Origin of the sequence: Aeromicrobium senzhongii (assembly GCF_014334735.1) — a bacterium.
GTDB lineage: Bacteria > Actinomycetota > Actinomycetes > Propionibacteriales > Nocardioidaceae > Aeromicrobium > Aeromicrobium senzhongii.
On sequence record NZ_CP060587.1, the window covers coordinates 782,808 to 805,098 of the forward strand.

Here is a 22,291-nt window from a genome sequence, read left to right on the forward strand (position 1 = left end):
GCGCTCAGTCGTGCAGCAGCCGCTGGGCCTGCTCGCGCGGCTCGCTGAGGTCGTCGCCCGTGAGGCGCTCGACGATTGCGGCCAGCACCTGCACGAGCGCCACGGCGCCGGGATCGGGCACGCCGATGGCCTTGTCGCCGACGTAGCTGCTGCGGCCGCGCTTGCCCACGAGGTCTGCGGTGGCGGCGGCGCCGTCGACGGCCCGCTGCACGGCGGCCGCGTCGAGCGGCGTTCCGGCGTCGGCCACCGCGGGCGCCAGCGCGTCGAGGAAGGTCCGGTCGCCCGGCTGCGCCCCGCCGGCGCGCGTGACGCTGGCCATCCCGGCACGCAGGCCCTCGCCGACCGCCGGGGGCAGGTCGCCGTCACCGGCATCCTCGACGGCCTCGGCCAGGCCGGTCAGCACGAGGCCCAGCAGGGGGCCGCTCGATCCGCCGACGTCGTTGCCGAACGCGTCGGCCATGCTGCGCAGGTCGTCGGCCAGGCTCGCGTCCGGCCCGGCGGCACGCGTCACGGACGAGGCGAAGGCCAGCTCCATGTTGCCGCCGAAATCGCCGTCGCCGGCGCGTCGGTCGAGGTCGTCGTAATCGGCGCGGGACTGTGTGAAGTGGTCGGCCAGCGCACGCAGCCAGGCCGACGGCTCGGCGGTCGGTGCCGCGTCCTCCTCCGGCCCGGTGCCGCGGTCGACGTCGGGGTCCCAGGGGCGCGGGCTGGGCAGTCCCGGGGTGCTGTGGGACGCGTACCAGTCGTCCATCCAGTCGGGATCGGCCTCGGTCAGCGTGATCGAGAAGCCGTCCATGTCCAGCGCGGAGACGAAGGTCCCGGCGACGCCACTGCGCAGCGCGACGCCGCGGGCCTCCAGCGCCAGCTCGACGTCGCCGAGCAGTCCGAGCAGCTCGAGGTTGGGTGCGCCGCCCAGGCCGTTGACCACGGCGATGACCCCGTGCGGCAGGTCTCCGAGGGCGTCGAGCAACTCGTCGACCATCCGCTGGGCGAGGTCGACGTGCACGGGCTCGTCGATCGTCTGCCGAGCGGCCTCGCCGTGGATGCCGACGCCGTACTCGAGGGAGCCGGGCTCGACCTCGAAGCCGCGGGTCCTGCTGTCCGGAGCGGTGTGACCCTGGCGGGCCACGGCGACCGACCGGGACCGGTCGGCGACCCGCGCGCCCAGGTCGGCCAGCTCCGCCAGGGCGAGACCTCGGTCGGCGGCGGCCCCGAGGATCTTCTCGACCACGAGCGTGGCGCCCGTGCCGCGACGCCCGACCTCGTGCCCCTCGGAGCCGAGGTCGTCGTCGACCACCACCTCGGCGACCTCGACCCCGCGGGCGCGAAGGCGCTCGGCCGCGATGGCGAAGTTGATGCGATCGCCCGTGTAGTTCTTGACGATCTGCAGGACGCCGCCGTCGCGCTTCACGCGGTCGCTCGCCTCGAAGATCTGGCGGCTGTGGGGTGAGGTGAAGACCTCACCCGGGCAGGCGGCATCGAGGCCCCCGGCTCCGACGAAGCCACCGTGCAGCGGCTCGTGGCCGGCTCCGCCGCCGCTCACGATCGCGACGCGTCTCGTCTCCGCCGGCTCCAGCGCCCACACGTACACCGGATCCCGGTTCACGCCGACCTGGTGGCCCGCGGTGATGGCGATGCCTCGGAGGGCTCGCGTTGAGGGCGTTGCGGGGGACGGGCTGTTCACGAGTGGATCCTTCGTCTGGGGCTGTCGTGATGGGTGGGGGACCCATCCAGTCTGGGGACTGCGACACATCCGGTAAAGCGATGATTCCTGACCAGTGTCGTTCAGGATTCCTGACCGATACGGTCGCGCGTCGGGACAGTGAGGACTGACTCGCTCAGGGGCGGACGGCGCGCGCCTGGGCGGGGTGACCGGGCTCGAGACCGTCGGCGTCCGACACCCGCAGGGGCGTGAACGGCCCGGCGGAGTGGGCCGAGACGACCCGCGTGGTCATGCAGACGTGGTCGCCGCCGTCGTCGAGAGCCGCGATCCGCTCCAGCACGATCCGGTTCGGGGCCGAGCGCAGCAGCGGCACGCCGGTCTCGTCGGTGTCGACGGCCAGGTCGGCGAACTTGTCGGTCTCGGCGCTGCACTGCGTGCCGAAGACCTCGGCCAGCTCGAGGTCGCCGTCGGTCAGGAAGTGGACGGCGAAGTGCTTCGCGCGCAGCGCCATGCGATACGTGTGGTTGGCCTTCGACAGCCACACGCAGTAGTGCTCGGAGTCGATGCTGGACTGCGCGTGGAACCCGACGAGGCAGCCCGCGCGCTCGCCCTCGGCCGCCGTCGTCACGACCACCAGCGGTTGGTCGACCGAGGTCATGAGGGTGTCGAAGGCGTTGTCGTCCAGGGAGGTCACCCACCCAGATTAGGGGGCCGCGGACCGGGGCGCCTGGGCTAGCGTGGGCGCTCGTGAGCGAGAATCTCGTGGCTCGACTGGTGCTGTCCGTGGTGATGCTGGCCACGGCGGCGTTGCTGTGGTGGATGGCTCGTGCGGCGGCCGGTGGCCGGCTCAGGCGCAATGCGATCGCCGGGATCCGCACGGCGTCCACGATGGCCAGCGACGAGGCCTGGCTCGCGGCGCACCGCCGGGCCGAGCGACCGACGCTCGCAGCGGCCGGCGTCGCCTTCCTCGTCGGCCTGGCTCCCGCGCTGCCGGTGGGGGACGACGCCCTGTTCGCGGTCGTGATGGTCGGGTCCGTCGCGATCTTGGCCCTCGTCGTCCACGGCGCCGTCGTCGGCGGGCGGGCGGCCCGCGCGACGTCGACGGACTGACCTCACACGTTCGCGAGGTCGGTGCCCTCCGGAGCCCAGTTCCCGTGGAAGCCGGCCGGTACCCGCCCGGGCAGGTGCACGGTGGCGACGTCCTCGAGCGTGGCCGCGTCGAGCAGTCGCAGCTGGCTGCGCCCCTCGGCCCGGTCGTGGACGTATCCCATCAGCACGCCGTCGTCCTCGGTCGTTCCGTCGGGATGCGGCACGAAGCAGAACTCGCTGGCCTCAAGGCCCGGGCCGAGCCGCCGCGCATCCGTCGTCCCGGCCTCGAGATCGTGCCGCAGCACGGTGTCGCCGGGGACGCCGTCCTCGAAGCCGACCGCCCAGCCGTAGCGGTGCCGCCGACCGGTGAGTCGCTCGTCATGCCGGGGGAACTCCTGCGAGCGCTGGTCGATCCCGCTCTCGTGGGCGCGGCCGGTCCGCAGGTCGAGCGTGAACCGGGTCAGGACCGCGGGTCCCTCGTTCGGGCCGTTCATCACGGTGGCGAACATCTTCGGGTGGCGGATCACGTCGACCACCACCGTGTCCCCGTCGTCGTACGCGTTGAGGGTGTGGAACACGAAGCAGGGCGCGATCTCGAACCAGCGGACCGAGGCGCCGTCGCCGTCGCGGGGCATGATCCCGATGCGGGCCGGGTAGTCGGGGTTCCAGCGGTAGGGCAGGGAGGCGTCGTCGCTCCCGCCGCGGGCGATGCGCGCGATCACGGGTTCTGGAAGCGGGTTCCGCCCGATGACGCGGTTGAGGATGCCACGCACGACCGGTCGCACGAGGCGCGGCACGTCGGTGGTGGCCGCGGCGATGTCGAACGTGACGGGCAGGTCGAGGATCACGACGTGCTGCTCGGTCAGGGCGAAGTCGTGCATCATCGGGCTGCCGTGGACCTCGATGTCGACGCTTCGCCGGATGCGGCCGTCGTTCCCGAGCACCGAGTAGGCCACCCGATTGCCGCGCATCCAGTTGTAGGAGAGGGCATGGAGCTCACCGGTGTCCGGGTCGCGGTGCGGGTGCGCGGCGTAGCCGGGACGGCCGGGCAGGCTCGGCAGCGTGCCGCCGAAGTCACACGGCCCGACCGTCTCCAGCTCGTGGGTCAGCTCGTAGGGCGGCGCGCCCGCCTCCACGAGGGCCAGGGTCCGGCCGTGGTGCTCCAGGACGTTGGTGTTGGCGGCGAAGTCGAGCTCGCCGGGGGTCCCGCGTTGCGGCTCGCCCAGGGCGTCGGCGACGGCGGCGGAGCGCACCCACCGGTTGCGGTACCACTGGGCCTGCCCGTCTCGCAGCCGCACGCCGTGCACCATGCCCTCGCCGAGGAACCAATGGTGCTGGTCGCCCGGGTCGTCGAGCGGATTCGGGCCGATGCGCAGGTAGCGGCCGTCGAGGTGGTCGGGCAGACGGCCGGTGACGGTGAGGTCGGTGGCGGTGAGCTCCTCGCGCACCGGCGCGAAGTTGTCGCGCAGGTAGCGGTTGCTGGACTCGGTGGTGGGGTCGATGGTCTCGGTCATGACGTCTCTCCTGGTGACGCGCGCCCGAGTCGCATAACACTGTTATCCCGACGATAACGCTGTTATGCCATGCTGTCGAGCATGAGTTCCGTACCGTCCCCGGGGGCGTCCGAAGCGCGGGCGCGCCTGCTGGAGGGGGCCGCTCGGATCCTGGACGAGCAGGGCCCGGCCGCCCTCTCGGCGCGCCGCCTGGCGACCGAGGTCGGCGCGTCCACCATGGCCGTCTACACGCACTTCGGGAGCATGGGCGCCGTCGTGGACGCCGTGGCGACCGAGGGCTTCCGGCGCCTCATCGCTCGCGTGGATGCCGTCGAGCAGACGGACGATCCGGCCGCCGACCTGCTGGCGGCCGCCGCCGCCTACCGCGAGAACGCGCTCGAGAACCGCCACCTCTACGCGGTGATGTTCGGGGCGGTCAGCGTGCGAGGTCTCGGCGGCGCCGGCCCCGACGCCGACGTGGCGTACGCGGCGTTCCGGCAGCTGGTCGCCGTGGTGGAGCGGGCGATGGACGCCGGACCCCTGCGTCGCGGCGACCCGAAGGCGGTGGCGGCGCAGTGGTGGAGTGCGCTCCACGGCTACATGATGCTGGAGCTCGCGGGGATGGACCAGGTGGTGAGGGACCCCGAGCACCACGTGCTGTGGCAGCTCATGGGCAACTTGCTGCGGTCGCTCTCGGACTGAGGCGTCAGGCGCTGCGCGGGGCGTACATGATCACGGCCACGCCCGCGAGGCAGATCGCGGCACCGGCGAGGTCCCAGCGGTCGGGCCTGAAGCCGTCGAGCAGCATGCCCCAGGCCAGCGAGCCAGCGACGAAGACGCCACCGTACGCCGCCAGGATGCGCCCGAAGTTCGCGTCAGGCTGCAGGGTGGCCACGAACCCGTAGAGGCCCAGCGCGACGACGCCCAGACCCATCCACAGCACCCCACGGTGCTCGCGCACGCCGTGCCAGATCAGCCACGCGCCACCGATCTCGGCGACCGCGGCCAACGCGAACAGGGCGATCGAGCGCAGGACGTCCATGGCCCGATTGTGCCGTGCGAAGGTGGTGCCATGACGGACCAGCCCCGTACGGCCGAGGCGCTCATGCGATCGCGGTTCGAGGCGTTCAAGCGCGGTGACCGCGAGTGGTTGCTCCGCACCTGGCACGCCTCGACCCGCCCGGCCGACCTCGACCTGTCGGACAACCCACGCTGGCGTGGTCTGCAGATCCTCGACACCGAGGCGGGTGGCACCGACGACGCCACCGGGGTGGTCGAGTTCCGGGCCACCTACATCGCCGACGGCGAGCTGGGGATCTTGCAGGAGAGGTCGCGGTTCGTCCGTGAGGACGGCCTCTGGTTCTACGTGGACGGAGACGTGCGGTGACACCGCCGCAGGACCACGCGAGCCCGGACCTGCCCCGCGGGATCGGCCGGCCGGCGACACGAGCGCTGGCCGCAGCGGGGATCACGTCCCTGGCCCAGGTCGCCCAGTGCACCGCCGACGAGATCGGCGCGCTGCACGGGGTGGGACCCCGGGCGGTCCGGGTCCTCGGCGAGGCGTTGGCCGAGCGTGGCCTGGGCTACCGGAGTGCCGACGACGAGTGACTAGGCTCGCGGCATGACTGAGAGCGTCAAGGGCCCGGCCTCCTACTTCCCGGCCATCGAGAAGAAGTACGGCGAGCCGATCGAGCACTGGATGCGCCAACTGGAGTCGGTCGTGACCGCGAAGCACATGGAGCAGGTCGCCCTGCTCAAGAAGCAGTTCGGCATCGGCCACGGTCACGCCAACGCGCTGGTGGCGGTGTTCCGTCAGGAACGGGGCCTCTGAATGGTCCAGCAGCGCATCGCGTTCGCCACCTGTGCCCGGCTCGCGGACGGATTCGAGGACGACCACGGGGCCGCGAGGCTGGTGGGCGCCGACTTCGTCGTCTGGAACGATCCGGCCGTCGACTGGTCGGTGTACGACCTCGTCGTCATCCGCTCGGCCTGGGACTACACGATCCAGCGCGAGGCGTTCGTCGCCTGGGTGCGGTCCCTCGGCGACCGGGTGGCCAACTCGGCCGACCTGATCGCCTTCAACTCCGACAAGGCCTACCTCGGCGCGCTCGGCGTCCCCGCGGTCCCCACGCGGTACGTCGTGCCGGGCGCGCAGGCTCCCGACCTGCGCGGCGAGGTCGTGGTCAAGCCCACCGTCTCGGCGGGCGGTCGTGACACCGGCCGGTTCGATCCTGAGCACCACGACGCGGCGCGCGAGCTGATCGCGCAGATCAACGCCTCGGGTCGCGTGGCCATGGTCCAGCCCTACGTCGCGGGGGTCGACGCCGCCGGCGAGACCGCCGTCGTGTTCCTCGGCGGCGAGCTGTCGCACACGCTTCACAAGAAGCCCGTGCTGCGTGAGCAGGGGACCGCCGAGCTGCTCGATCCCGACGACCCGGCCTCGGAGGCCGCGATCATGCACGACGACGACCTGGTCACCGCGCGCGAGGCGGCCCCGGAGTTCGTCGATCTCGCCCTCGCCGCACACGGTGAGCTCGCGGCCCGCTTCGGCGAGCCGCTCTACGTGCGGGTCGACCTGGTGCCCGGGCCGTCCGGCCCCGTGGTCATGGAGATCGAGGCGGTCGAGCCGTGCCTCTACCTCGACCTGGTCCCGGGCGCGGCCGAGCGCTTCGCCGCAGCGATCAGGTCACGCCTCGACCGCTGAGGCACGCGTCCCCGTGCGGGCCGGCGCCAGCCACACCGCGATCGCGGTGGTGATGGGCACGGCGAGCACGAGGCCGATCGCACCCACGAGGGTGCGGATCACCTCCTGGGCGATCCCCTCGGTGACGGCGACCTCCAGCAGCGGACGCTGGTAGGCCGAGATCAGCAGCAGGGTCGTCATCGCGGTGCCGGCGTAGGCGAAGACCAACGTGTAGACGCTGGAGGCGATGTGGTCCCGGCCGATGCGCATGGCCGAGACGAACAGCTCCGGCCGGGCGGCGGTGGGCTTGAGGGCGCGCATCTCCCACACGGCGCTGGCCTGCGTGACGGTGACGTCGTTGAGCACGCCCAGGCCGGCGATCACCATGGATGCCGCGACGACGCCCGACAGGCTCATCTGCGGCGCGGTCGCCAGCAGCAGGTGGTCGTCCTCGGACCCGACCCCGGTCAGGTGCGCCCAGTCGGTCGAGGCGGCACCGACGATGGCGGTGAACGCGATGCCGAAGAGCGTGCCGAACAGGGCCGCCGTCGTACGGATCGAGACCCCGTGCGCGAGGTAGAGGACGGCGAGCATGATCACCGTGGACCCCGCCACCGCGACGGCGATGGGCGGCTGGTCCGCCAGCAGTGCGGGCAGCACGAATCGCAACAGCACGAGCAGGGTGATGCCGATGCCGATCAGAGCGAACAGGCCGCGCCAGCGGCCGACCAAGGTGACCAGCACCGCGAACACCAGGGCGATGATCGCCAGCTGCGGGCCGCGTTGGTAGTCGTAGAACTCGTACGTGGTCTCCTGGCCGTCGGCCGTGAAGGCGCTGACCCGGATCTCGTCGCCCTCGGACATGCCGCCGCCGACGTACCGGGTCGGGTCGAGCGTGAAGGAGGCCGATCTGCCGTCGTCGGTCTCGGCGGTGACCTGGGCGCACATGCCCTCGACCATCGGGACGTTGTCAGGGCCGGTCCCGGTGCTGCCGCAGTCGAACGGCGTCACCTTCGTGACCGTGGCGTCCACGAGGTCGACCTGGCCGTACGGGTCGGCGCCCTTCGGGACCTCGCTCTGGTTCGGCCACAGCAGCGCGACGGCGGCCAGTGCGGCCAGCGTGACGGCCAGGACGGCCGCGGTCAGCGACCAGGCCAAGCGGGGGCGGGGCGGTCCCTCGGGAGGCTCGATGCCGTGGTGGTGTGTCACGATGCCAGCGTGTCACGTGGCGAAGAGATCCCTGAACACCTCCCCGGCGGGTCCGGCGGCGTGTGGCGCGTCGGCCGCACCGTCCGGCGCCCCACCGGCCCCTGGACGCCGGCGGTCCACGAGCTGCTCGACTGGCTCGCCGACGAGGGCCTCGGCGGCATCCCGCACGTCTCGGGAGTGGACGAGGACGGCCGCGAGATCGTCTCGTACATCGAGGGGCGCGGGGTGCCCGTCGACGACGAGGTCGTGCTCGACCAGGTGCTGGTCGAGGCGGTCGCGTGGCTGCGGGACTTCCACGACATCGTCGACGGCTACGCGCCCGACGGCCCGCGCGTCTGGCGCCAGACCGGCGACGACCCGGTCGACCTGGCGCCCGGCCAGATCATCTGCCACAACGACCCGGGCGCCTACAACTGGATCATCCAGAGCGGTCACTTCGTCGCGATGATCGACTGGGACCTGGCCGGCCCCGGCCGACCGATCGACGACCTGGCGTTCCTGTGCTGGACGGCCATCCCGCTCTACCGCGAGATCCCGCTCGAGGACGTCGTCCGGCGCCTCGAGCTGGTCGTCGACACCTACGCCGAGTGGGGACCGCTGACGCTGCTGGACGCGGTCGTCGCCCGGATGACGACCGCCAGCGAGCGGATCGCCACGGGCATCGAGCGTGGCGACCCGGGAATGATCAACCTGCAGAAGAAGGGTGAGCCGCAGCGGACCCGCGACCGGGTCGCGGCGTTCGAGGCTCGCCTGCCCGCGATACGCGAGGCGCTCGAAAAGTAACTCAGAGTGACATTCGTCACGTAGGGTGTCGGCCATGGACTCGAGCCTCTCGACCGTCGGGCTGCCCGTCGCGCTCGGCATCATCATGTTCGGCCTCGGTCTGTCGCTGACCGTCGGCGACTTCGCTCGGGTCCGCCAGTCGCCGCGCGCGGTCGTGATCGCCCTGCTGTGCCAGCTGGTCCTGTTGCCGATCGTCTGCTTCGGGCTGGTCCTGGCGCTCGACCTGCCGCCGCTGCTCGCGGTGGGCATGCTGCTGCTGGCGGCGTCGCCCGGCGGCAGCACGGCGAACCTCTTCAGCCACCTGTTCCGCGGCGATGTCGCGCTGAACATCACCCTGACGGCGATCAACTCGATCGTGGCGATCGTGTCCCTGCCGGTCGTGACGAACCTCGCGATGGCCTACTTCGACCTCGGCGACGAGGTCTCCCTGCAGTACCGCAAGGTGGTCGAGGTGTTCGCCGTCGTCCTGGTGCCCGTCGCCCTGGGGATGCTCGTGCGGGCCAAGGGTCCCGACTTCGCGCACCGCATGGACAAGCCCGTCCGCATCGGGTCGGCGGTGCTGCTGCTGATCATCATCGTGGGCATCGTGGTCGACCAGCGCTCGAACGTCGGCGACTACGCGGCCTCGGTGGGCCTGGCGGTCACGATCTTCTGCGCGGCCAGCCTGGTCATCGGCTACCTGGTCCCGTGGTGGGCCGGGGTGAAGGAGAGCCAGGCCGTGGCGTGCTCGTTCGAGATTGGCGTCCACAACGCCACGCTGGCGATCTACGTGGCCGTCGAGGTCCTCGACAACGTCGAGCTCTCGGTGCCGGCCGCGGTCTACGGTCTCGTCATGTTCCTGCTGGCGACGCTGTGGGGCCTGACCCTCACGCGCTGGATCCTGCCGCGGCGGACGGAGTCGGGCGCGTTACCGTCGCAGCATGCCTGAGGTTCATTTCGACGAGCGTGAGGACGCGGAGGCCTTCGTCGCGGAGCTGGAGTCCCAGGGCCTCGCTCACCGGCTGCACCGTGACGAGTTCGCGGGCGAGGACGACTTCGAGGACGCGGCCTGGCTCGTCGAGGTCGAGGCGACCGTCCCGGACCTGCACGCCCGCGTCGAGCGCGCCGGCGGCTGGCTCGTGGAGGCTCCGGATCCGAGCCGATCCGTACCGCCCCCGCTGCCGGAGGCACCGCGTCGGATCAAGCGCTCCCCGGGGCATTGACGGGTCACGTGTTTTTGCACGGGTGATCGGTGACCCGGCACGGACCTGCCTGCTGTCGACCTCTTCAGCCGCACGTCCCGCGAGTCACCGCCGCGGATCCGCTGCTGGGGGAGCGGTTCGACTCCTGCTTCGACCTCAGACGGAGACGGGCTGCTCGTCCTCGGGAAGTCGGATGACTCCGCCGTAGATCGTCAGCAGCACCTGGTCGAGCACGGCCTCGCGGTCGAAGGGCCGGCCGGTCCACCGAGCCATCTCGGCGGCGAACCACAACGAGCCGAAGATCTGCTCGTGGGCGAGCCGGACGTCGACCTCGTCCTTCATGAGGTCGGGGATGCCGTTGACGGTGATCGTCGTGGCGACGTCGAACAGGGCGTCGAGGCGCTCGACGAGCTTGCTGCGAACCGGTGAGTCCGGCCCGAACGCGGTGGCACCGATGAGAGGGCCGAGCTCGACGGCGAGGTCGGCCAGGTCGGTGAAGAAGCGACGGATGCCGTCCTGGATCTCGGTGGACGAGCCGGCGAGGTCCCGGCTGATGCTGCGGGCGTTCGCGTTGGCCCCGATCATGGCGGCGTCGATCGACTCCAGGACCGAGGCCTCGAAGAGCTCCTCCTTGGAGGGGAAGTGTCGGTAGAGCATCGCCTCGTTGACACCGGCCTCCGCCGCGATCTCGCGGGTCCGGGTCGCGGCGTAGCCCTTCTCGGAGAACACGCGCCGCGCGGAATCGGTGATCTGAGCACGGCGAAGCGCGGCGGACATCCGCCGTTTGGGGCCTCGTTCAACACTCACGCGAGAAACGGTAGGTCACATCCCTGGAATGTGGGTGAAAAGAGATGAAACTCGTGTGACCGGTGTGACTGGTGTGACGGAATGTGTGTCAAATGGTAACGGGAATCACAATTTTTTCGAATTCGTTTGCACGCCGCGTCAGAACCCACCTAATCTGGCGTCACTTCATAGAAGTCAATACCTACTTACTTAGGTCGGGATGCTGCCCCGGTCTTTGCGCAAGGAGAGAACATGAGCGTTCCGAAGCCGCTCGTAAGGACCCGCCTACGGATGGCGCGACCGGTGATGCACTCCACCCGCGTCAGCCTGGGCGCGAAGCGCACCATGGCCGACTCGATGGCCGGGTCCGCCCGGGCCCCCGAGGGCGCCATCTACGACTTCGACGTGATCGCCGGACTGCCGGTGCAGTTCGTCACCGTCGAGGGGACCGGCCCGGCCACCGGCCGCGCCACCATGATCTATCTGCACGGCGGCGGTCACGTCGTCGGCAGTTCGCGCGCCTACCGTGCCTTCGCTGCGCACCTGGCGATGCACTCGGGCATGGACGTGCTGCTGCCCGAGTACCCGCTGGCCCCCGAGAGCCCTTACCCGGCGGCGCTCGACTCGCTCCTCGCGCTCTACCGCGCGTTGCCCGCCTACGGTGTCGACCCGACCACCGTGGTGCTCGCCGGCGACGATGCCGGTGCCGGTCTGGCCCTGGCGATGGCGCTGGAGATCCGTGACCGCGGTCTGCCGATGCCCGCCGCGATCGGCATGATCAGCCCCTGGCTGGACATGAGCGCCGACGTCGAGCGCGCCCGTCCCTCGGCGTCGGACCCCTGGTTCACCCCGGCCCTGGCCACGCGATGGGCTCGCACCTACCTCGGTGGCGCCGACCCGCGCGAGATCGGCGCCTCGCCGTTGCACGGCGACTTTGACTCGCTGCCGCCGATCGTCGTGCACTACAGCGGCCTGGACCCGCTGCACACCGACGCCGAGGCGTTCCTGGAGAAGGTCACCTTGAACGCCGACGGCCCGCGGGTCATCGCCCGGGAGTACCCCGAGATGTGGCACTCCTTCCACCTCCAGGCCGGTCGTCTCGCCGCCGCCGACGAGGCGGTCGAGGAGTTCGGCAAGGCGATGGCGTCCCTCGTGCAGGTCCCGCGTCGCCACGGCGACGTCGTGCCGATCAACCGGCCCGTCGCGGGTCAGGGTGGTCGCCGGCTGCGACTGGTCAAGCCAGTTGCTGCCGCAGGAACTCCATCTGTATGAGCTTGAGGTTCTCGGCGACCTCTTCCTGAGGCGTCATGTGGGTGACTCCGGACAACGGCAGCACCGTGTGCGCTCGTCCTGCCGCCAACAGTGCGGAGGACAGCCGCAGGGTGTGCGCTGCGACGACGTTGTCGTCGGCGAGCCCGTGGATCAGCATCAGCGGACGCTCGAGCCGCGGCGCCAGCGGCAGCAGTGAGTTCTCGTCGTAGACCTGCGGGTCCGTGGCGGGATGTCCCAGGTAACGCTCGGTGTAACAGGTGTCGTAGAGCCGCCACTCGGTGACGGGCGCCCCGGCGACCGCCGCGTGGAAGACGTCCGGACGTGCCAGCACGGCCAGTGCCGCGAGGTACCCGCCGTAGGACCAGCCGGTGATGCCGACCCGCCCGGCGTCGACGTCGTCCGGGTGGCGCTCGGCGATCGCCGCCACGGCGTCGACCTGGTCCTGCAGGGTCACCTCGGCGAAGCGGTGGTGGATCTCGCGCTCCCAGGCCGAGCCGCGCCCCGGCGTGCCGCGGCCGTCGGCGACCACGACGCAGAAGCCCTGGTCGGCCATCCACTGGGCCTCGAGGAACATCCGTCCCGAGGCCAGCACGCGCTGGGCGTGGGGACCGCCGTAGGGGTCCATCAGCAGCGGCAGCCGCCGCGAGCCGGGCACGTGGTCGCGGGGGAACAGCACCGCGGCTCGCAGTTCGCGGTCACCGAGCCGGACCAGCTCGACCTCTGGCGTGAGGGGAGCGGGCTCGGACAGGACCCGGATCGACGCCGGCTCGCGGCCGGGCGCGTGCACGGTGACCGTGGTGGTCGTCGACTCGAGCTCACTGCGGACGATGACGGTCGTGCCCCCGCCGGAGACCGCGCCGTGGACGGCGCGCCCCTGGGTGAGCACGTCGGTCGAGCCGTCGAAACTGATGCGGACGACGTGCACCTCGGTGGGCTCGTCGGACGCGGTGACGAGGACGCCGGAGTCGGAGACGTCGACGATCGAGCGGACCTGCCACGTGTCGCCGCTGATGGCGGTGCCGTCGACGCACACGCGGCGACGGCCGTCGACGTCCTCCACGGTGACGAGACGCCCGCCCGGACCGCGCCGGGGAGCCGAGGACAGCTCGACCCAGGCGTCGTCGGCGAGCTCGCGCAGGGTGCGGGTGGCACCCGTGGCCGGATCGACCTCGAGCACGAGACTGCGCCGCTGGTCGCGGCTGAGCACCTGCAACACCGGGTCGGAGCCCTCGGACCAGTCGATCCGGGCGAGGTACTCGAAGGCCGCGTGGTCCCACGTCACCTCGGTCGGCGCGGAGCCGTCGAGGGTGACGTGCCACAGGGTGACGATGCTGTTCGGCGTGCCCGCGGCGGGGTAGCGCTGCTCGACGGCCGGGCGATCGGGGTTGGCCGGGTCGGCGATGTGCCAGACGGGCACCTCGGCGTCGTCGTACCGCTCGACCAGCAGCGATCGACCGTCCGGCGCCCACCAGAACCCGCGCATGCGGTCCATCTCCTCGGCGGCGATGAACTCCGCACGGCCCCAGGCCTGGGTCGGCGTCTCGGGTGACACGAGAGCACGGTCCTGCGTGCCCGCCACGTCGACGACGCGCAGCTCTCCGGCCGAGTTGGCGTACGCGACGTGGCGACCCGTCGGGTCCAGACGAGGATCGATGACAGCGCCCGTCGCGGGCAGCTCGCGCACGGCGTTCGCTCCCAGGTGGACCGCGAACAGTCGCCCCGACAGCGTGAAGCACGCCCACCGCCCGGTGCCGTCGACGTCGTAGGAGACCAGCCCGCCGGCCGACTCGCGCGCCCGCTCGCGCCGCGATCGCTCCTCGGGGGACAGGTCCTCGTCGGCCCCGGCGAGCACGTCCTGGGGGTCCACCAGCAGTGACTCGGCACCGGAGGCGACGTCGAGCTCCCACAGCTGGCCCGAGCGCGTGACGCCGTCGGGCGTGCGGATGAAGCGGACGGTCGCGCCATCGGGCGAGACGGTCACGTTCCGCGGGATGCCGAGGGTGAAACGCAGGGTGCGCGCCGCGAGCCGGGGGTAGGAGTCGGTCATGGGCCCATCTTCGCAGGGGCGCTCTAGATTGGACCCATGCCCGATCGCCGCCTGCTGCTGGTCCATGCCCATCCTGACGACGAGTCCATCGGCTCAGGGCTCGCGATGGCGAAGTACGCCGCCGAGGGAGCCCAGGTGACGCTCGTGACCTGCACGCTGGGCGAGCACGGTGAGGTGCTCGTGCCCGAGCTGGAGCACCTGGCCGCCGAGCGCGAGGACAACCTCGGCCCCCATCGCCTCGGCGAGCTGAGCGACGCGATGGCGCACCTGGGTGTCAAGGACTTCCGTCGCCTCGGCGGGGACGGGACGTATCGCGACTCCGGCATGGTCTGGGACGAGAACGGCAACGCCGCGGCGATGGACGACATCGACTCCCGGGCCTTCTGGCGTGCCGACCTGCTGGAGGCGGCCACTCACCTGGTGGCCGTGATCCGCGAGGTACGGCCGCAGGTCCTGGTGACGTACGACGAGTTCGGCGCCTACGGCCATCCCGACCACATCCAGGCGCACCGCGTCGCGCACTACGCGGCCGCCCTGGCCGCGGTGCCGTCGTACCGGCGCGACCTCGGTGAGGCGTGGGACATCCCCAAGATCTACTGGACCGCCGAGTCGGCGTCCCGGCTGCGCGAGGCCTCCGAGCAGCTGGCGCAGGCCGGTCAGGAGATGCCGTTCCAGTTCGACCTGGACCACCTGCCCCCGATGTTCGCCGAGGACGAGGACCTGAGCGCTGCGATCTCGTCGGCGCCCGAGCACGTGCAGGCCAAGCTCGACGCGATGCGCGCGCACGCCACGCAGATCACCCCCGACGGCCAGTTCTTCGCCATGGGGATGGACCTCGCGGCGATCACCTGGGGCACCGAGTACTACCGGCTGGCCAAGGGAGTCGCGGGTCCGGTGGGCGAGTCCGGGTTCGAGGAGGATCTGTTCGCCGGCTTGGGCTGAACCCGGCACTGGGCGATGACCCGTAGGCTTGACGGGTGGAGAAGTCCGTCGATCAAGCCGCGTTCCGGGGCGCGCTGTCGCGATTCGCCAGCGGAGTGACCGTGGTGTCGACCGCCCATGACGGTGTCGACCATGCCATGACCGCGAGCGCATTCACGTCCGTGTCCCTCATTCCGCCACTCGTCCTGGTGTGCACCAACCGGGGCAGCCGGTTCCACGACGCCGTGCGCCAGTCCCAGCGCTGGGGCGTCTCGATGCTCTCCGAGCACGGCCGTGAGGCGTCGGCGTGGTTCGCCCACCGCGGGCGGCCGCTGGCCACCCAGTTCGACCAGATTCCGCACCACCGCAGTCCCGGTGGCCTGGCGCTGCTGGACGACGCCCTGGCGTGGCTCGAGTGTGAGACCGAGGCCGAGCACGACGGTGGCGACCACCTGATCCTGGTGGGCCGCGTGCTGTGGGCCGACTACCACGACGAGGCCGACAACCCCCTGCTGTACTACCGCTCGCACTACGGTTCGATCGTGCGCCAGCCCGAGTCCGAGAAGACCGTGTATCGGAGCGGCCGGTGAGCCGGCGTCGTCTGCTGGCCGTGACCGGGGGAGTCGTGGCCGTCCTGGCTGCCGCGTACGTGGGCGGATACGTCCTCACCGGCCAGCGCCTGCCGGCCGACACGACCATCGCCGGTGTCGACGTCGGCGGCAAGAGTCCCGACGAGGCCGAGGCGGCTCTGACTCGCGGGCTGGCCGAGCGGGTCGAGGAGCCGATCGTCGCGACGTTCGAGGAGCAGAAGTTCGAGCTCGACCCCGAGCAGGCGGGACTGGCGGTCGACGTGCCCGCCAGCGTCCGGGCGGCCGGCGGGCGCTCGTGGGACCCGCGCGACATGATCGCCCTGTTCGCCGGCGGCTCCGACCACGACCCGCAGTTGCGCGTCGACGACACGAAGCTCGCTGCCGCCGTCGCATCGGTCGCCGAGACCGTGGACCAGCCCGTCGTGCAGGCGCAGATCACGTTCCCCGACGCGAAGCCGAAGGCGCGTCAGCCCAAGCCCGGCAACCAGGTTCCCCAGGACGAGTTCGCCCAGACGATCCGCGAGTCGTGGCTGACGAGCGAGGACCCGATCCGGGTGCCGGTCGCGGCCGTGGCTCCCGCCGTCGACCGAGCCGGACTCGAGCGCGCCATGCGCGAGATCGCGCAGCCTGCCGTCTCCGCACCCGTCACGCTGAAGGTCGGCTCGAGCCGGGCCGATCTGCCGGTCACCGCCTACGCGCCGGCCCTGTCGATCGTCGTCCGTGACGGCGCGATGGTGCCGACGATCGACGCGAAGGACCTGGCCGGTCCACTGACCAGCTCCGTGACCGGCATCGGCCGTCGGGCCGTCGACGCGTCGTTCCGCTTCGAGGGCGGCCGCCCCGTCGTCGTGCCCAGCAAGGCCGGCATCGGTCTCGACCCCAAGACGATGGCCGAGCAGCTCGTGCCGGTGCTGACGAAGACTGGCGACCAGCGCGTGATCACGGTCGAGGCCACCACCGTCCAGCCGGACTTCACCACCCAGGACGCCGAGGCGCTCGGCATCAAGGAGCGGATCGGCAGCTTCACCACCGAGTACCCGCACGCCGACTACCGCAACACCAACCAGGCCGAGGCGGCCCGCCGGATCGACGGCACGATCCTGAAGCCCGGCGAGACGTTCAGCTTCAACGAGACCGTCGGCGAGCGCACTGCCGCGAACGGCTTCGTCTCGGGCTTCGTCATCAACGGGGGAGTGTTCCGCGAGGAGCTCGGTGGCGGCGTCTCGCAGGTCGCCACGACCGCCTACAACGCGGCGTTCTTCGCCGGTCTCGACGACGTCGAGCACCACCCCCACGCGTTCTACATCGACCGCTATCCGGTGGGCCGCGAGGCGACGATCTACTACGGCAGCCTCGACCTGCGCTTCCGCAACCCCTACAAGACCGGCGTCGTGATCCGGGCCTGGGTCGACAAGAGCAGCCCGGGCTCGTCGGGACGGATGAACGTCGAGATCTACGGCACCAAGGTGTACGAGGTGAAGTCGCGCCAGAGCAAGCGGTACAACTTCCGCGAGCCCGGCACGCAGTACGACGACACCCCGGCCTGCGTCTCGCAGTCGCCGGTGACGGGCTTCGACATCGACATCCACCGCGACTTCTACCAGGGCGGCAAGCGGGTCAAGACAGAGAAGGACACCGCGTACTACCAGGCCGCCGACCGCGTCATCTGCGGCAAGAAGCCGAAGAGCGACTGACCGCCCGCTGCCTCACGGTGCCGTGAGGTAGCGGTACGCGTGGTGGGTCGTGAAGCCGTAGGCGCCGTAGAGCCCGAGGGCCGGCTCGTTGTCGCGCATGGTCTGCAGGTAGGCCTTGTCGGCGCCGTGCGCCGCCGCCCACGCCAGGGCGGTGTCGACGATCCGTCGCGCCAGGCCGCGGCGCCGGTGCGCCGGGTCGACCTCGACGGCGGCCAGTCCCGCCCACTCGCCGGTGACGACGACCCGGCCGATCGCGACGTCGTCGAGTGACAGGAAGCCCACCGTGGCGGGGCCCTCCAGCACCGCCCGTGCCGTGGCCGGCTCGCTGACGCGACCGTAGTGCCGCAGCCAGGCGTCGGAGGCGTGCGTCTCGACCACGACCTCGGGGTCGGGTGCGGGAACGGCGGCGAGGTCGGCCACCTGCACGATCGCGCCGGGCGGCTGGTCGGTGACGGGGACCCAGGCGGCGTCCTCGAACCGGCGGTCCCAGACCGACCCCTCGACCAGCTGGGCCAGGGGCCGGAGACCGCGGGCGGTGTAGAAGTCGACGACGGCGGCGAACGGCTCGTCGGTGTGCGGATCGCCGTGGACGGCGACGGAGTTCGCGCGGCCGGTGAACCCGCCCGACGCCCGCAACTCCCAGTCGCCGAGCGGGACCGACTCGACGGCGGGCCAGCCCCGCGACGTGATGCGGGTCAGCTCCTCGGCCGAGAACGAGGCCGCGCGGCGGGTGCGCCGGGGTCGGTCGGGCACGACGCGCATGGCCAGGACCGTGCCCGCCGGCACGAAGGCGAGCTCGCCGTCGCGGCGCTCGATCCGCAGCCCGTCGGGCCCCGCGGCGAGCACGCGTCCCACGACGTCGCGTACGCCCTCGCCGTCGCGATGGCGCACCGAGACGCGTCGTCCGAGCAGATCCACGACGACACGATCTCATGAGGCGAACCCGGCCAGCGGAGGTTGGGTCGCACCCGTGATACTGGGGACCGAACCGAAGGAGCAAGCCCGTGACGTATGTGATCGCCCAGCCGTGTGTCGACATCAAGGACCGTGCCTGTGTGGACGAGTGCCCGGTCGACTGCATCTACGAGGGCAACCGCATGCTCTACATCCACCCCGACGAGTGCGTGGACTGCGGCGCCTGCGAGCCGGTGTGCCCGGTCGAGGCCATCTTCTACGAGGACGACACCCCGGACGAGTGGAAGGACTACTACGACGCGAACGTGCACTTCTTCGACGACCTGGGCTCGCCCGGCGGCGCGGCGAAGATGGGCGTGATCGACGCCGACCACCCGTACGTCAAGGCCCTGCCGCCGCAGAACCAGGAGTGACCCGCCGTGGGTCACGCCTCGGTGTCGGGACGGTTCCCCGACTTCCCCTGGGACACGATCGCGCCGGCCAAGGCCCGCGCCGCTGAGCATCCGGGCGGCCTGGTCGACCTGTCGATCGGCACTCCCGTCGACCCGACGCCCGAGGTCGCACGTCAGGCGTTGATCGCCGCCGCCGACTCGCCGGGGTACCCCACCGTGCTCGGGCCCGAGTCCCTGCGGCGATCGGTCGGCGACTGGCTGGACCGGCGCTTCTCGATCCCGGGCATCGGCACCGACCAGGTCCTGGCCACGATCGGCAGCAAGGAGCTGATCGCGAACCTGTGCGTCCAGCTGGGGATCGGCCCGGGCGACGTCGTGGGATTGCCCGAGACGGCCTATCCGACCTACGCGGTCAGCGCGGCCTACGCCGGCGCCACCGCGATCGCGACCGACTCCCGGGTGGCCTTCGGTCCCCAGCGCCCGAAGCTGGTCTTCATCAACTTCCCGGCCAACCCGCACGGCCGCGTGGTCGGGCGCGAGCACCTGAAGGCCTGGGTCGACTACTGCCGCGAGTCCGGAGCGTTGCTGGTCAGCGACGAGTGCTACCTGGAGTTCGTCTGGGAGGGCGAGCCGGTCTCCGTGCTCGACCCGCAGGTCAACGGCGGCTCGCTGGACGGGATCATCGCGCTGCACTCGCTGTCGAAGCGGTCGAACATGGCCGGGTACCGCGACGCCTTCGTCGTGGGCGACCGCACGGTCATCGCCGAGTTGCTCGCCGTGCGCAAGCACCTCGGTTTCATGCTGCCCACCCCGGTCGCGGCGGCGATGCAGGCGGCGCTGGCCGACGACACCCACGTCGACGAGCAGCGCGAGCGGTACGCCCGACGCCGGGCGACGCTGCGCGCGGCCCTCGAGGGCGCGGGCTTCCGCATCGACCACTCGCAGGGCTCGCTGTACCTGTGGGCCACGCGCGACGAGCCGTGCCGCGAGACGGTGCAGTGGCTGGCCGAGCGCGGGATCCTCGTCGCGCCGGGCGACTTCTACGGCGCCACCGGCACGCGCCACGTGCGCTTCGCGTTCACCGCCACGGACGAGCGCATCGCGGCCGTGGCCGAGCGCCTGGCCTGATCAGCGGGGCAGCTCGACGGCGTCCAGCGCCAGCAGCACGCTGCCGACGCAGGAGGGCCGCTCGTCCAGCTCGGAGACCGTGACGCGGACCTGGCGGGCGACCGGAGTCAGCGCGTGGCGGCGCATGGAGGCCCGGACCTCGTCGAGCAGGAGGTCCCCGGCCACCGCCAGCTCGCCGCCGATCACGACCACTTCGGGCCCGAGCAGGTTGGCGACCGTCGCGACGGCCTCGCCCAGGTGCCGGCCCGCATCCTCGATCAGTCGACGTGCGCCCTGGTCGCCGTGCAGCGCCCTCTCGACGAAGCCGGGCACGTCGAGCTCGCCGCCCATGGGGGCGAACTGGGCGATCAGCGCGGACCCGCCGACGTAGGCCTCGAGACAGCCGCGGCTGCCGCACCGGCACAGGGGCCCGGACTCGTCCATCGTGAGGTGGCCCAGCTCGCCGGCCGTGCCCAGGCCGCCGTGGTGGACGCGGCCGCCGAGGACCAGCCCGCAGCCGACGCCGGACGCGATCTTGATGTAGACGAGGTCCTCGTGGCCGCGCCCCGCACCGCGCGTCCATTCGGCCAGGGCGCTGAGGTTCGCGTCGTTGTCCACGACGACGGGGCACTCGAAGGTCTTCTCGGCGGCGGACCGCGCGTCGACGCCGACCCACCCGGGCAGGATCGAGCCGGAGTCGATGACGCCGTCGCGTCCGATGGGCGCGGGGATGGCCATCCCGACCGCTCGCAGGTCGTCATGGGTGAGGTTGCCGTCGCCGAGCAGCGCGTCGACCATCTCCCGGGCGAGGCCCAGGGCGTCGTCGCTCGGTGCGTCCGGAGCCAGGGGCACGGCGCGCGCCGCACGGATGCGCCCGGCGAGGTCGGCCACCGCGACCTGCAGGTGGGAGTGGCCGAAGTCGACGCCGGCCACGACCCCCGCGCCGGGGGAGACGGTCACGGTCGCGCCCCGGCGGCCCGAGCCTGCCTCGGAGTGCAGGAAGCCCGCGTCCACCAACTCGCGGATGATGCCCGAGACCGTCGCGGGCGCCAGGTGCGTGCGACGCGCGATCTGGGCCTGGCTGAGCCCGCCGGCCTCGCGCACGACGCGCACGACGCGGCGCTGGTTCGAGGCGCGCAGGGCGGCGGTGGTCCGGGGGGCGGTCGGCATGCGCATACTGTCGCGCAGCCCCAACTTATCGTCAAGTATCGAACACAAGATGTTGGCAGCACTGCTCGAATGCGCCCTTGTGTTCACCTGTTGACCCCAATTGTGTGACGTAGTTCACTGTTGGTACTCCACGCCGAGGTGGGGGTCGACATTTCTTGGAGGATCTGTGAACACCTTCTCTCGCGTCGCCGTGGTGACGGCGACCCTCACGATCGGCCTGGGCGCACTGTCCGCGTGCGGTGCCAACGACGACGGCGGTGACGACGGTGGCGGCGGTGGCGACAAGGAGAAGAAGATCGCCCTGCTGCTCCCCGAGACCAAGACGACGCGCTACGAGAGCTTCGACAAGCCGCTCTTCGAGGCCGCGGTCAAGAAGATGTGTGACACGTGCACGGTCGAGTACCTCAACGCCGACCAGGACGCGTCCAAGCAGCAGCAGCAGGCTCAGTCCGCCATCACCAACGGCGCGAAGGTCCTGGTCCTGGATCCGGTCGACGGCAAGGCCGCCACCACGATCGTGAAGTCGGCGCAGAGCTCGAAGGTGCCGGTCGTCGCGTACGACCGCTTCATCGAGGGTGCCGACTACTACGTCTCCTTCGACAACGAGCGGGTCGGCCAGATGCAGGCCGAGGCGCTCGTCAAGGCCACCGGCGACCAGGGCGACATCCTCATGTTGAACGGCTCGCCGACCGACCCCAACGCCGCGCAGTTCAAGGAAGGCGCCCACTCGGTCCTGGACAAGAGCAACCTCAAGATCGTCGCCGAGTACGACAACCCCGACTGGAGCCCGGACAACGCCCAGAAGTTCACCAGCTCGCAGTTCAACAAGATCGAGCCCCAGGACCTGGCGGGGGTCTACGCCGCCAACGACGGCCAGGCCGGCGGCGTGTTCGCCGCCTTCAAGGCCGCCGGGGTCGCGAAGATCCCGCCGATCACCGGTCAGGACGCCGAGTTGGCGGCCATCCAGCGGATCATCGCGGGCGATCAGTACATGACCGTCTACAAGCCGATCCGCCGGGAGGCCGAGAAGGCCGCCCAGCTCGCCACCGACCTGGCCAACAGTGTCGACATCGCCGGAACCGAGGACGTGGACGGCGTCGCGTCGTTCATCCTGGACCCGATCGTGGTCGAGAAGGACAACATCGACGACACGATCGTGAAGGACGGCTTCTACACCGTCGAGGACATCTGCACTCCCGAGTACGCCGACGCCTGCAAGGCGGCCGGCCTGTCGTGAGGCGGTGAATCGGGGGCCGGCTCCGGCCGGCCCCCGTCCGCACGCCCATCGTCCTCAAA

The 22,291-nt window shown here is 71.3% G+C and carries 25 protein-coding genes; 16 read left to right on the forward strand and 9 right to left on the reverse strand.

The window, feature by feature from the left end; genetic code table 11:
* Positions 1-4: 4 nt before the first annotated feature.
* On the reverse strand, positions 5-1,753 hold the full coding sequence (locus tag H9L21_RS03915) for a dihydroxyacetone kinase subunit DhaK (RefSeq protein WP_154595602.1): 1,749 nt from the start codon (positions 1,751-1,753) through the stop codon (positions 5-7).
* 85 nt (positions 1,754-1,838) lie between these two features.
* Positions 1,839-2,357: a flavin reductase family protein gene (locus H9L21_RS03920; RefSeq protein WP_222865849.1), complete on the reverse strand. Its 519-nt coding sequence runs from the start codon at positions 2,355-2,357 to the stop codon at positions 1,839-1,841.
* Positions 2,358-2,410: 53 nt separating this feature from the next.
* Between H9L21_RS03920 and H9L21_RS03925 the strand changes: the two genes are divergently transcribed.
* On the forward strand, positions 2,411-2,773 hold the full coding sequence (locus tag H9L21_RS03925; protein WP_154595601.1) for an SdpI family protein: 363 nt from the start codon (positions 2,411-2,413) through the stop codon (positions 2,771-2,773).
* Between the two features lie 2 nt (positions 2,774-2,775).
* On the opposite strand, the gene H9L21_RS03930 is transcribed toward H9L21_RS03925, so the two are convergent.
* A complete protein-coding gene (locus H9L21_RS03930; protein WP_154595600.1) occupies positions 2,776-4,266 on the reverse strand; it encodes a carotenoid oxygenase family protein in 1,491 nt (496 codons plus the stop codon).
* Positions 4,267-4,347: 81 nt separating this feature from the next.
* On the opposite strand from H9L21_RS03930, the gene H9L21_RS03935 reads away from it, so the two are divergent.
* Positions 4,348-4,947 carry a TetR/AcrR family transcriptional regulator gene (locus H9L21_RS03935; RefSeq protein ID WP_187411777.1) on the forward strand — a complete coding sequence of 200 codons (600 nt, stop codon included), beginning with the start codon at positions 4,348-4,350 and terminating at the stop codon, positions 4,945-4,947.
* Between the two features lie 4 nt (positions 4,948-4,951).
* On the opposite strand, the gene H9L21_RS03940 is transcribed toward H9L21_RS03935, so the two are convergent.
* Entirely contained in the window at positions 4,952-5,287 is a 336-nt protein-coding gene (locus H9L21_RS03940; RefSeq protein WP_154595598.1) for a YnfA family protein, read from the reverse strand.
* A gap of 30 nt (positions 5,288-5,317) precedes the next feature.
* On the opposite strand from H9L21_RS03940, the gene H9L21_RS03945 reads away from it, so the two are divergent.
* The 4 genes from H9L21_RS03945 to H9L21_RS03960 are packed head-to-tail and all read left to right on the forward strand — an operon-like array spanning position 5,318 to position 6,949.
* Entirely contained in the window at positions 5,318-5,632 is a 315-nt protein-coding gene (locus tag H9L21_RS03945) for a YchJ family protein (RefSeq protein ID WP_154595597.1), read from the forward strand.
* Positions 5,629-5,853: a helix-hairpin-helix domain-containing protein gene (locus tag H9L21_RS03950; protein WP_187411778.1), complete on the forward strand. Its 225-nt coding sequence runs from the start codon at positions 5,629-5,631 to the stop codon at positions 5,851-5,853. The genes H9L21_RS03945 and H9L21_RS03950 overlap by 4 nt, the downstream gene beginning before the upstream one ends.
* A 13-nt stretch (positions 5,854-5,866) precedes the next feature.
* Entirely contained in the window at positions 5,867-6,076 is a 210-nt protein-coding gene (locus H9L21_RS03955; RefSeq protein WP_154595595.1) for a DUF4287 domain-containing protein, read from the forward strand.
* Positions 6,077-6,949 (forward strand): ATP-grasp domain-containing protein, encoded by an 873-nt coding sequence (locus tag H9L21_RS03960; RefSeq protein WP_154595594.1) that lies wholly within the window; start codon positions 6,077-6,079, stop codon positions 6,947-6,949.
* Here H9L21_RS03960 and H9L21_RS03965 read toward each other — a convergent pair.
* Positions 6,932-8,137 (reverse strand): YibE/F family protein, encoded by a 1,206-nt coding sequence (locus H9L21_RS03965; protein ID WP_154595593.1) that lies wholly within the window; start codon positions 8,135-8,137, stop codon positions 6,932-6,934. The genes H9L21_RS03960 and H9L21_RS03965 overlap by 18 nt on opposite strands.
* A gap of 9 nt (positions 8,138-8,146) precedes the next feature.
* Here H9L21_RS03965 and H9L21_RS03970 point away from each other — a divergent pair, with 9 nt between their 5' ends.
* The 3 genes from H9L21_RS03970 to H9L21_RS03980 are packed head-to-tail and all read left to right on the forward strand — an operon-like array spanning position 8,147 to position 10,122.
* Positions 8,147-8,920 carry a phosphotransferase gene (locus H9L21_RS03970; RefSeq protein ID WP_195849042.1) on the forward strand — a complete coding sequence of 258 codons (774 nt, stop codon included), beginning with the start codon at positions 8,147-8,149 and terminating at the stop codon, positions 8,918-8,920.
* 34 nt (positions 8,921-8,954) lie between these two features.
* Complete coding sequence (locus H9L21_RS03975; protein ID WP_154595592.1) at positions 8,955-9,848, forward strand: bile acid:sodium symporter family protein; 894 nt, start codon at positions 8,955-8,957, stop codon at positions 9,846-9,848.
* A complete protein-coding gene (locus tag H9L21_RS03980; protein WP_154595591.1) occupies positions 9,841-10,122 on the forward strand; it encodes a hypothetical protein in 282 nt (93 codons plus the stop codon). Before H9L21_RS03975 ends, H9L21_RS03980 begins: the two co-directional genes overlap by 8 nt.
* Positions 10,123-10,257: 135 nt before the next feature.
* Here H9L21_RS03980 and H9L21_RS03985 read toward each other — a convergent pair whose 3' ends face one another.
* Complete coding sequence (locus H9L21_RS03985; RefSeq protein ID WP_154595590.1) at positions 10,258-10,908, reverse strand: TetR/AcrR family transcriptional regulator; 651 nt, start codon at positions 10,906-10,908, stop codon at positions 10,258-10,260.
* 231 nt (positions 10,909-11,139) lie between these two features.
* Between H9L21_RS03985 and H9L21_RS03990 the strand changes: the two genes are divergently transcribed.
* Positions 11,140-12,159, forward strand: a complete 1,020-nt coding sequence (locus H9L21_RS03990; RefSeq protein ID WP_154595589.1) for an alpha/beta hydrolase fold domain-containing protein — start codon at positions 11,140-11,142, stop codon at positions 12,157-12,159.
* On the opposite strand, the gene H9L21_RS03995 is transcribed toward H9L21_RS03990, so the two are convergent.
* A complete protein-coding gene (locus tag H9L21_RS03995; RefSeq protein WP_154595588.1) occupies positions 12,122-14,206 on the reverse strand; it encodes a S9 family peptidase in 2,085 nt (694 codons plus the stop codon). The genes H9L21_RS03990 and H9L21_RS03995 overlap by 38 nt on opposite strands.
* A 36-nt stretch (positions 14,207-14,242) precedes the next feature.
* Here H9L21_RS03995 and mshB point away from each other — a divergent pair, with 36 nt between their 5' ends.
* From mshB to H9L21_RS04010, 3 genes are read left to right on the forward strand one after another with little or no spacing between them, the layout of a single operon-like run.
* Entirely contained in the window at positions 14,243-15,148 is a 906-nt protein-coding gene (gene mshB, locus H9L21_RS04000; protein WP_154595587.1) for an N-acetyl-1-D-myo-inositol-2-amino-2-deoxy-alpha-D-glucopyranoside deacetylase, read from the forward strand.
* A 35-nt stretch (positions 15,149-15,183) separates the two neighbouring features.
* A complete protein-coding gene (locus H9L21_RS04005) occupies positions 15,184-15,717 on the forward strand; it encodes a flavin reductase family protein (protein WP_187411780.1) in 534 nt (177 codons plus the stop codon).
* A complete protein-coding gene (locus H9L21_RS04010; protein WP_154595586.1) occupies positions 15,714-17,411 on the forward strand; it encodes a VanW family protein in 1,698 nt (565 codons plus the stop codon). Before H9L21_RS04005 ends, H9L21_RS04010 begins: the two co-directional genes overlap by 4 nt.
* A gap of 12 nt (positions 17,412-17,423) precedes the next feature.
* On the opposite strand, the gene H9L21_RS04015 is transcribed toward H9L21_RS04010, so the two are convergent.
* Positions 17,424-18,329, reverse strand: a complete 906-nt coding sequence (locus tag H9L21_RS04015; protein ID WP_154595585.1) for a GNAT family N-acetyltransferase — start codon at positions 18,327-18,329, stop codon at positions 17,424-17,426.
* Between the two features lie 86 nt (positions 18,330-18,415).
* Between H9L21_RS04015 and fdxA the strand changes: the two genes are divergently transcribed.
* Complete coding sequence (gene fdxA / locus H9L21_RS04020) at positions 18,416-18,739, forward strand: ferredoxin (protein ID WP_187411781.1); 324 nt, start codon at positions 18,416-18,418, stop codon at positions 18,737-18,739.
* A gap of 6 nt (positions 18,740-18,745) precedes the next feature.
* Complete coding sequence (gene dapC, locus H9L21_RS04025; protein WP_255467318.1) at positions 18,746-19,846, forward strand: succinyldiaminopimelate transaminase; 1,101 nt, start codon at positions 18,746-18,748, stop codon at positions 19,844-19,846.
* On the opposite strand, the gene H9L21_RS04030 is transcribed toward dapC, so the two are convergent.
* The gene (locus H9L21_RS04030; protein WP_187411782.1) at positions 19,847-20,995 is read right to left on the reverse strand and encodes an ROK family transcriptional regulator; all 1,149 of its coding nucleotides are present in this window, start codon (positions 20,993-20,995) and stop codon (positions 19,847-19,849) included.
* A 166-nt stretch (positions 20,996-21,161) separates the two neighbouring features.
* Here H9L21_RS04030 and H9L21_RS04035 point away from each other — a divergent pair, with 166 nt between their 5' ends.
* On the forward strand, positions 21,162-22,232 hold the full coding sequence (locus tag H9L21_RS04035) for a substrate-binding domain-containing protein (RefSeq protein ID WP_187411783.1): 1,071 nt from the start codon (positions 21,162-21,164) through the stop codon (positions 22,230-22,232).
* Positions 22,233-22,291: the final 59 nt, after the last annotated feature.

Bases quoted from the DNA above. Each gene is read 5' to 3' on its own strand.
- H9L21_RS03915 (WP_154595602.1), bottom strand. From the start codon at position 1,753: ATGTGTCGCAGTCCCCAGACTGGATGGGTCCCCCACCCATCACGACAG.
- H9L21_RS03930 (WP_154595600.1), bottom strand. From the start codon at position 4,266: ATGACCGAGACCATCGACCCCACCACCGAGTCCAGCAACCGCTACCTG.
- H9L21_RS03935 (WP_187411777.1), top strand. From the start codon at position 4,348: ATGAGTTCCGTACCGTCCCCGGGGGCGTCCGAAGCGCGGGCGCGCCTG.
- H9L21_RS03940 (WP_154595598.1), bottom strand. From the start codon at position 5,287: ATGGACGTCCTGCGCTCGATCGCCCTGTTCGCGTTGGCCGCGGTCGCC.
- H9L21_RS03945 (WP_154595597.1), top strand. From the start codon at position 5,318: ATGACGGACCAGCCCCGTACGGCCGAGGCGCTCATGCGATCGCGGTTC.
- H9L21_RS03955 (WP_154595595.1), top strand. From the start codon at position 5,867: ATGACTGAGAGCGTCAAGGGCCCGGCCTCCTACTTCCCGGCCATCGAG.
- H9L21_RS03960 (WP_154595594.1), top strand. From the start codon at position 6,077: ATGGTCCAGCAGCGCATCGCGTTCGCCACCTGTGCCCGGCTCGCGGAC.
- H9L21_RS03975 (WP_154595592.1), top strand. From the start codon at position 8,955: ATGGACTCGAGCCTCTCGACCGTCGGGCTGCCCGTCGCGCTCGGCATC.
- H9L21_RS03980 (WP_154595591.1), top strand. From the start codon at position 9,841: ATGCCTGAGGTTCATTTCGACGAGCGTGAGGACGCGGAGGCCTTCGTC.
- H9L21_RS03990 (WP_154595589.1), top strand. From the start codon at position 11,140: ATGAGCGTTCCGAAGCCGCTCGTAAGGACCCGCCTACGGATGGCGCGA.
- H9L21_RS03995 (WP_154595588.1), bottom strand. From the start codon at position 14,206: ATGACCGACTCCTACCCCCGGCTCGCGGCGCGCACCCTGCGTTTCACC.
- mshB (WP_154595587.1), top strand. From the start codon at position 14,243: ATGCCCGATCGCCGCCTGCTGCTGGTCCATGCCCATCCTGACGACGAG.
- H9L21_RS04030 (WP_187411782.1), bottom strand. From the start codon at position 20,995: ATGCCGACCGCCCCCCGGACCACCGCCGCCCTGCGCGCCTCGAACCAG.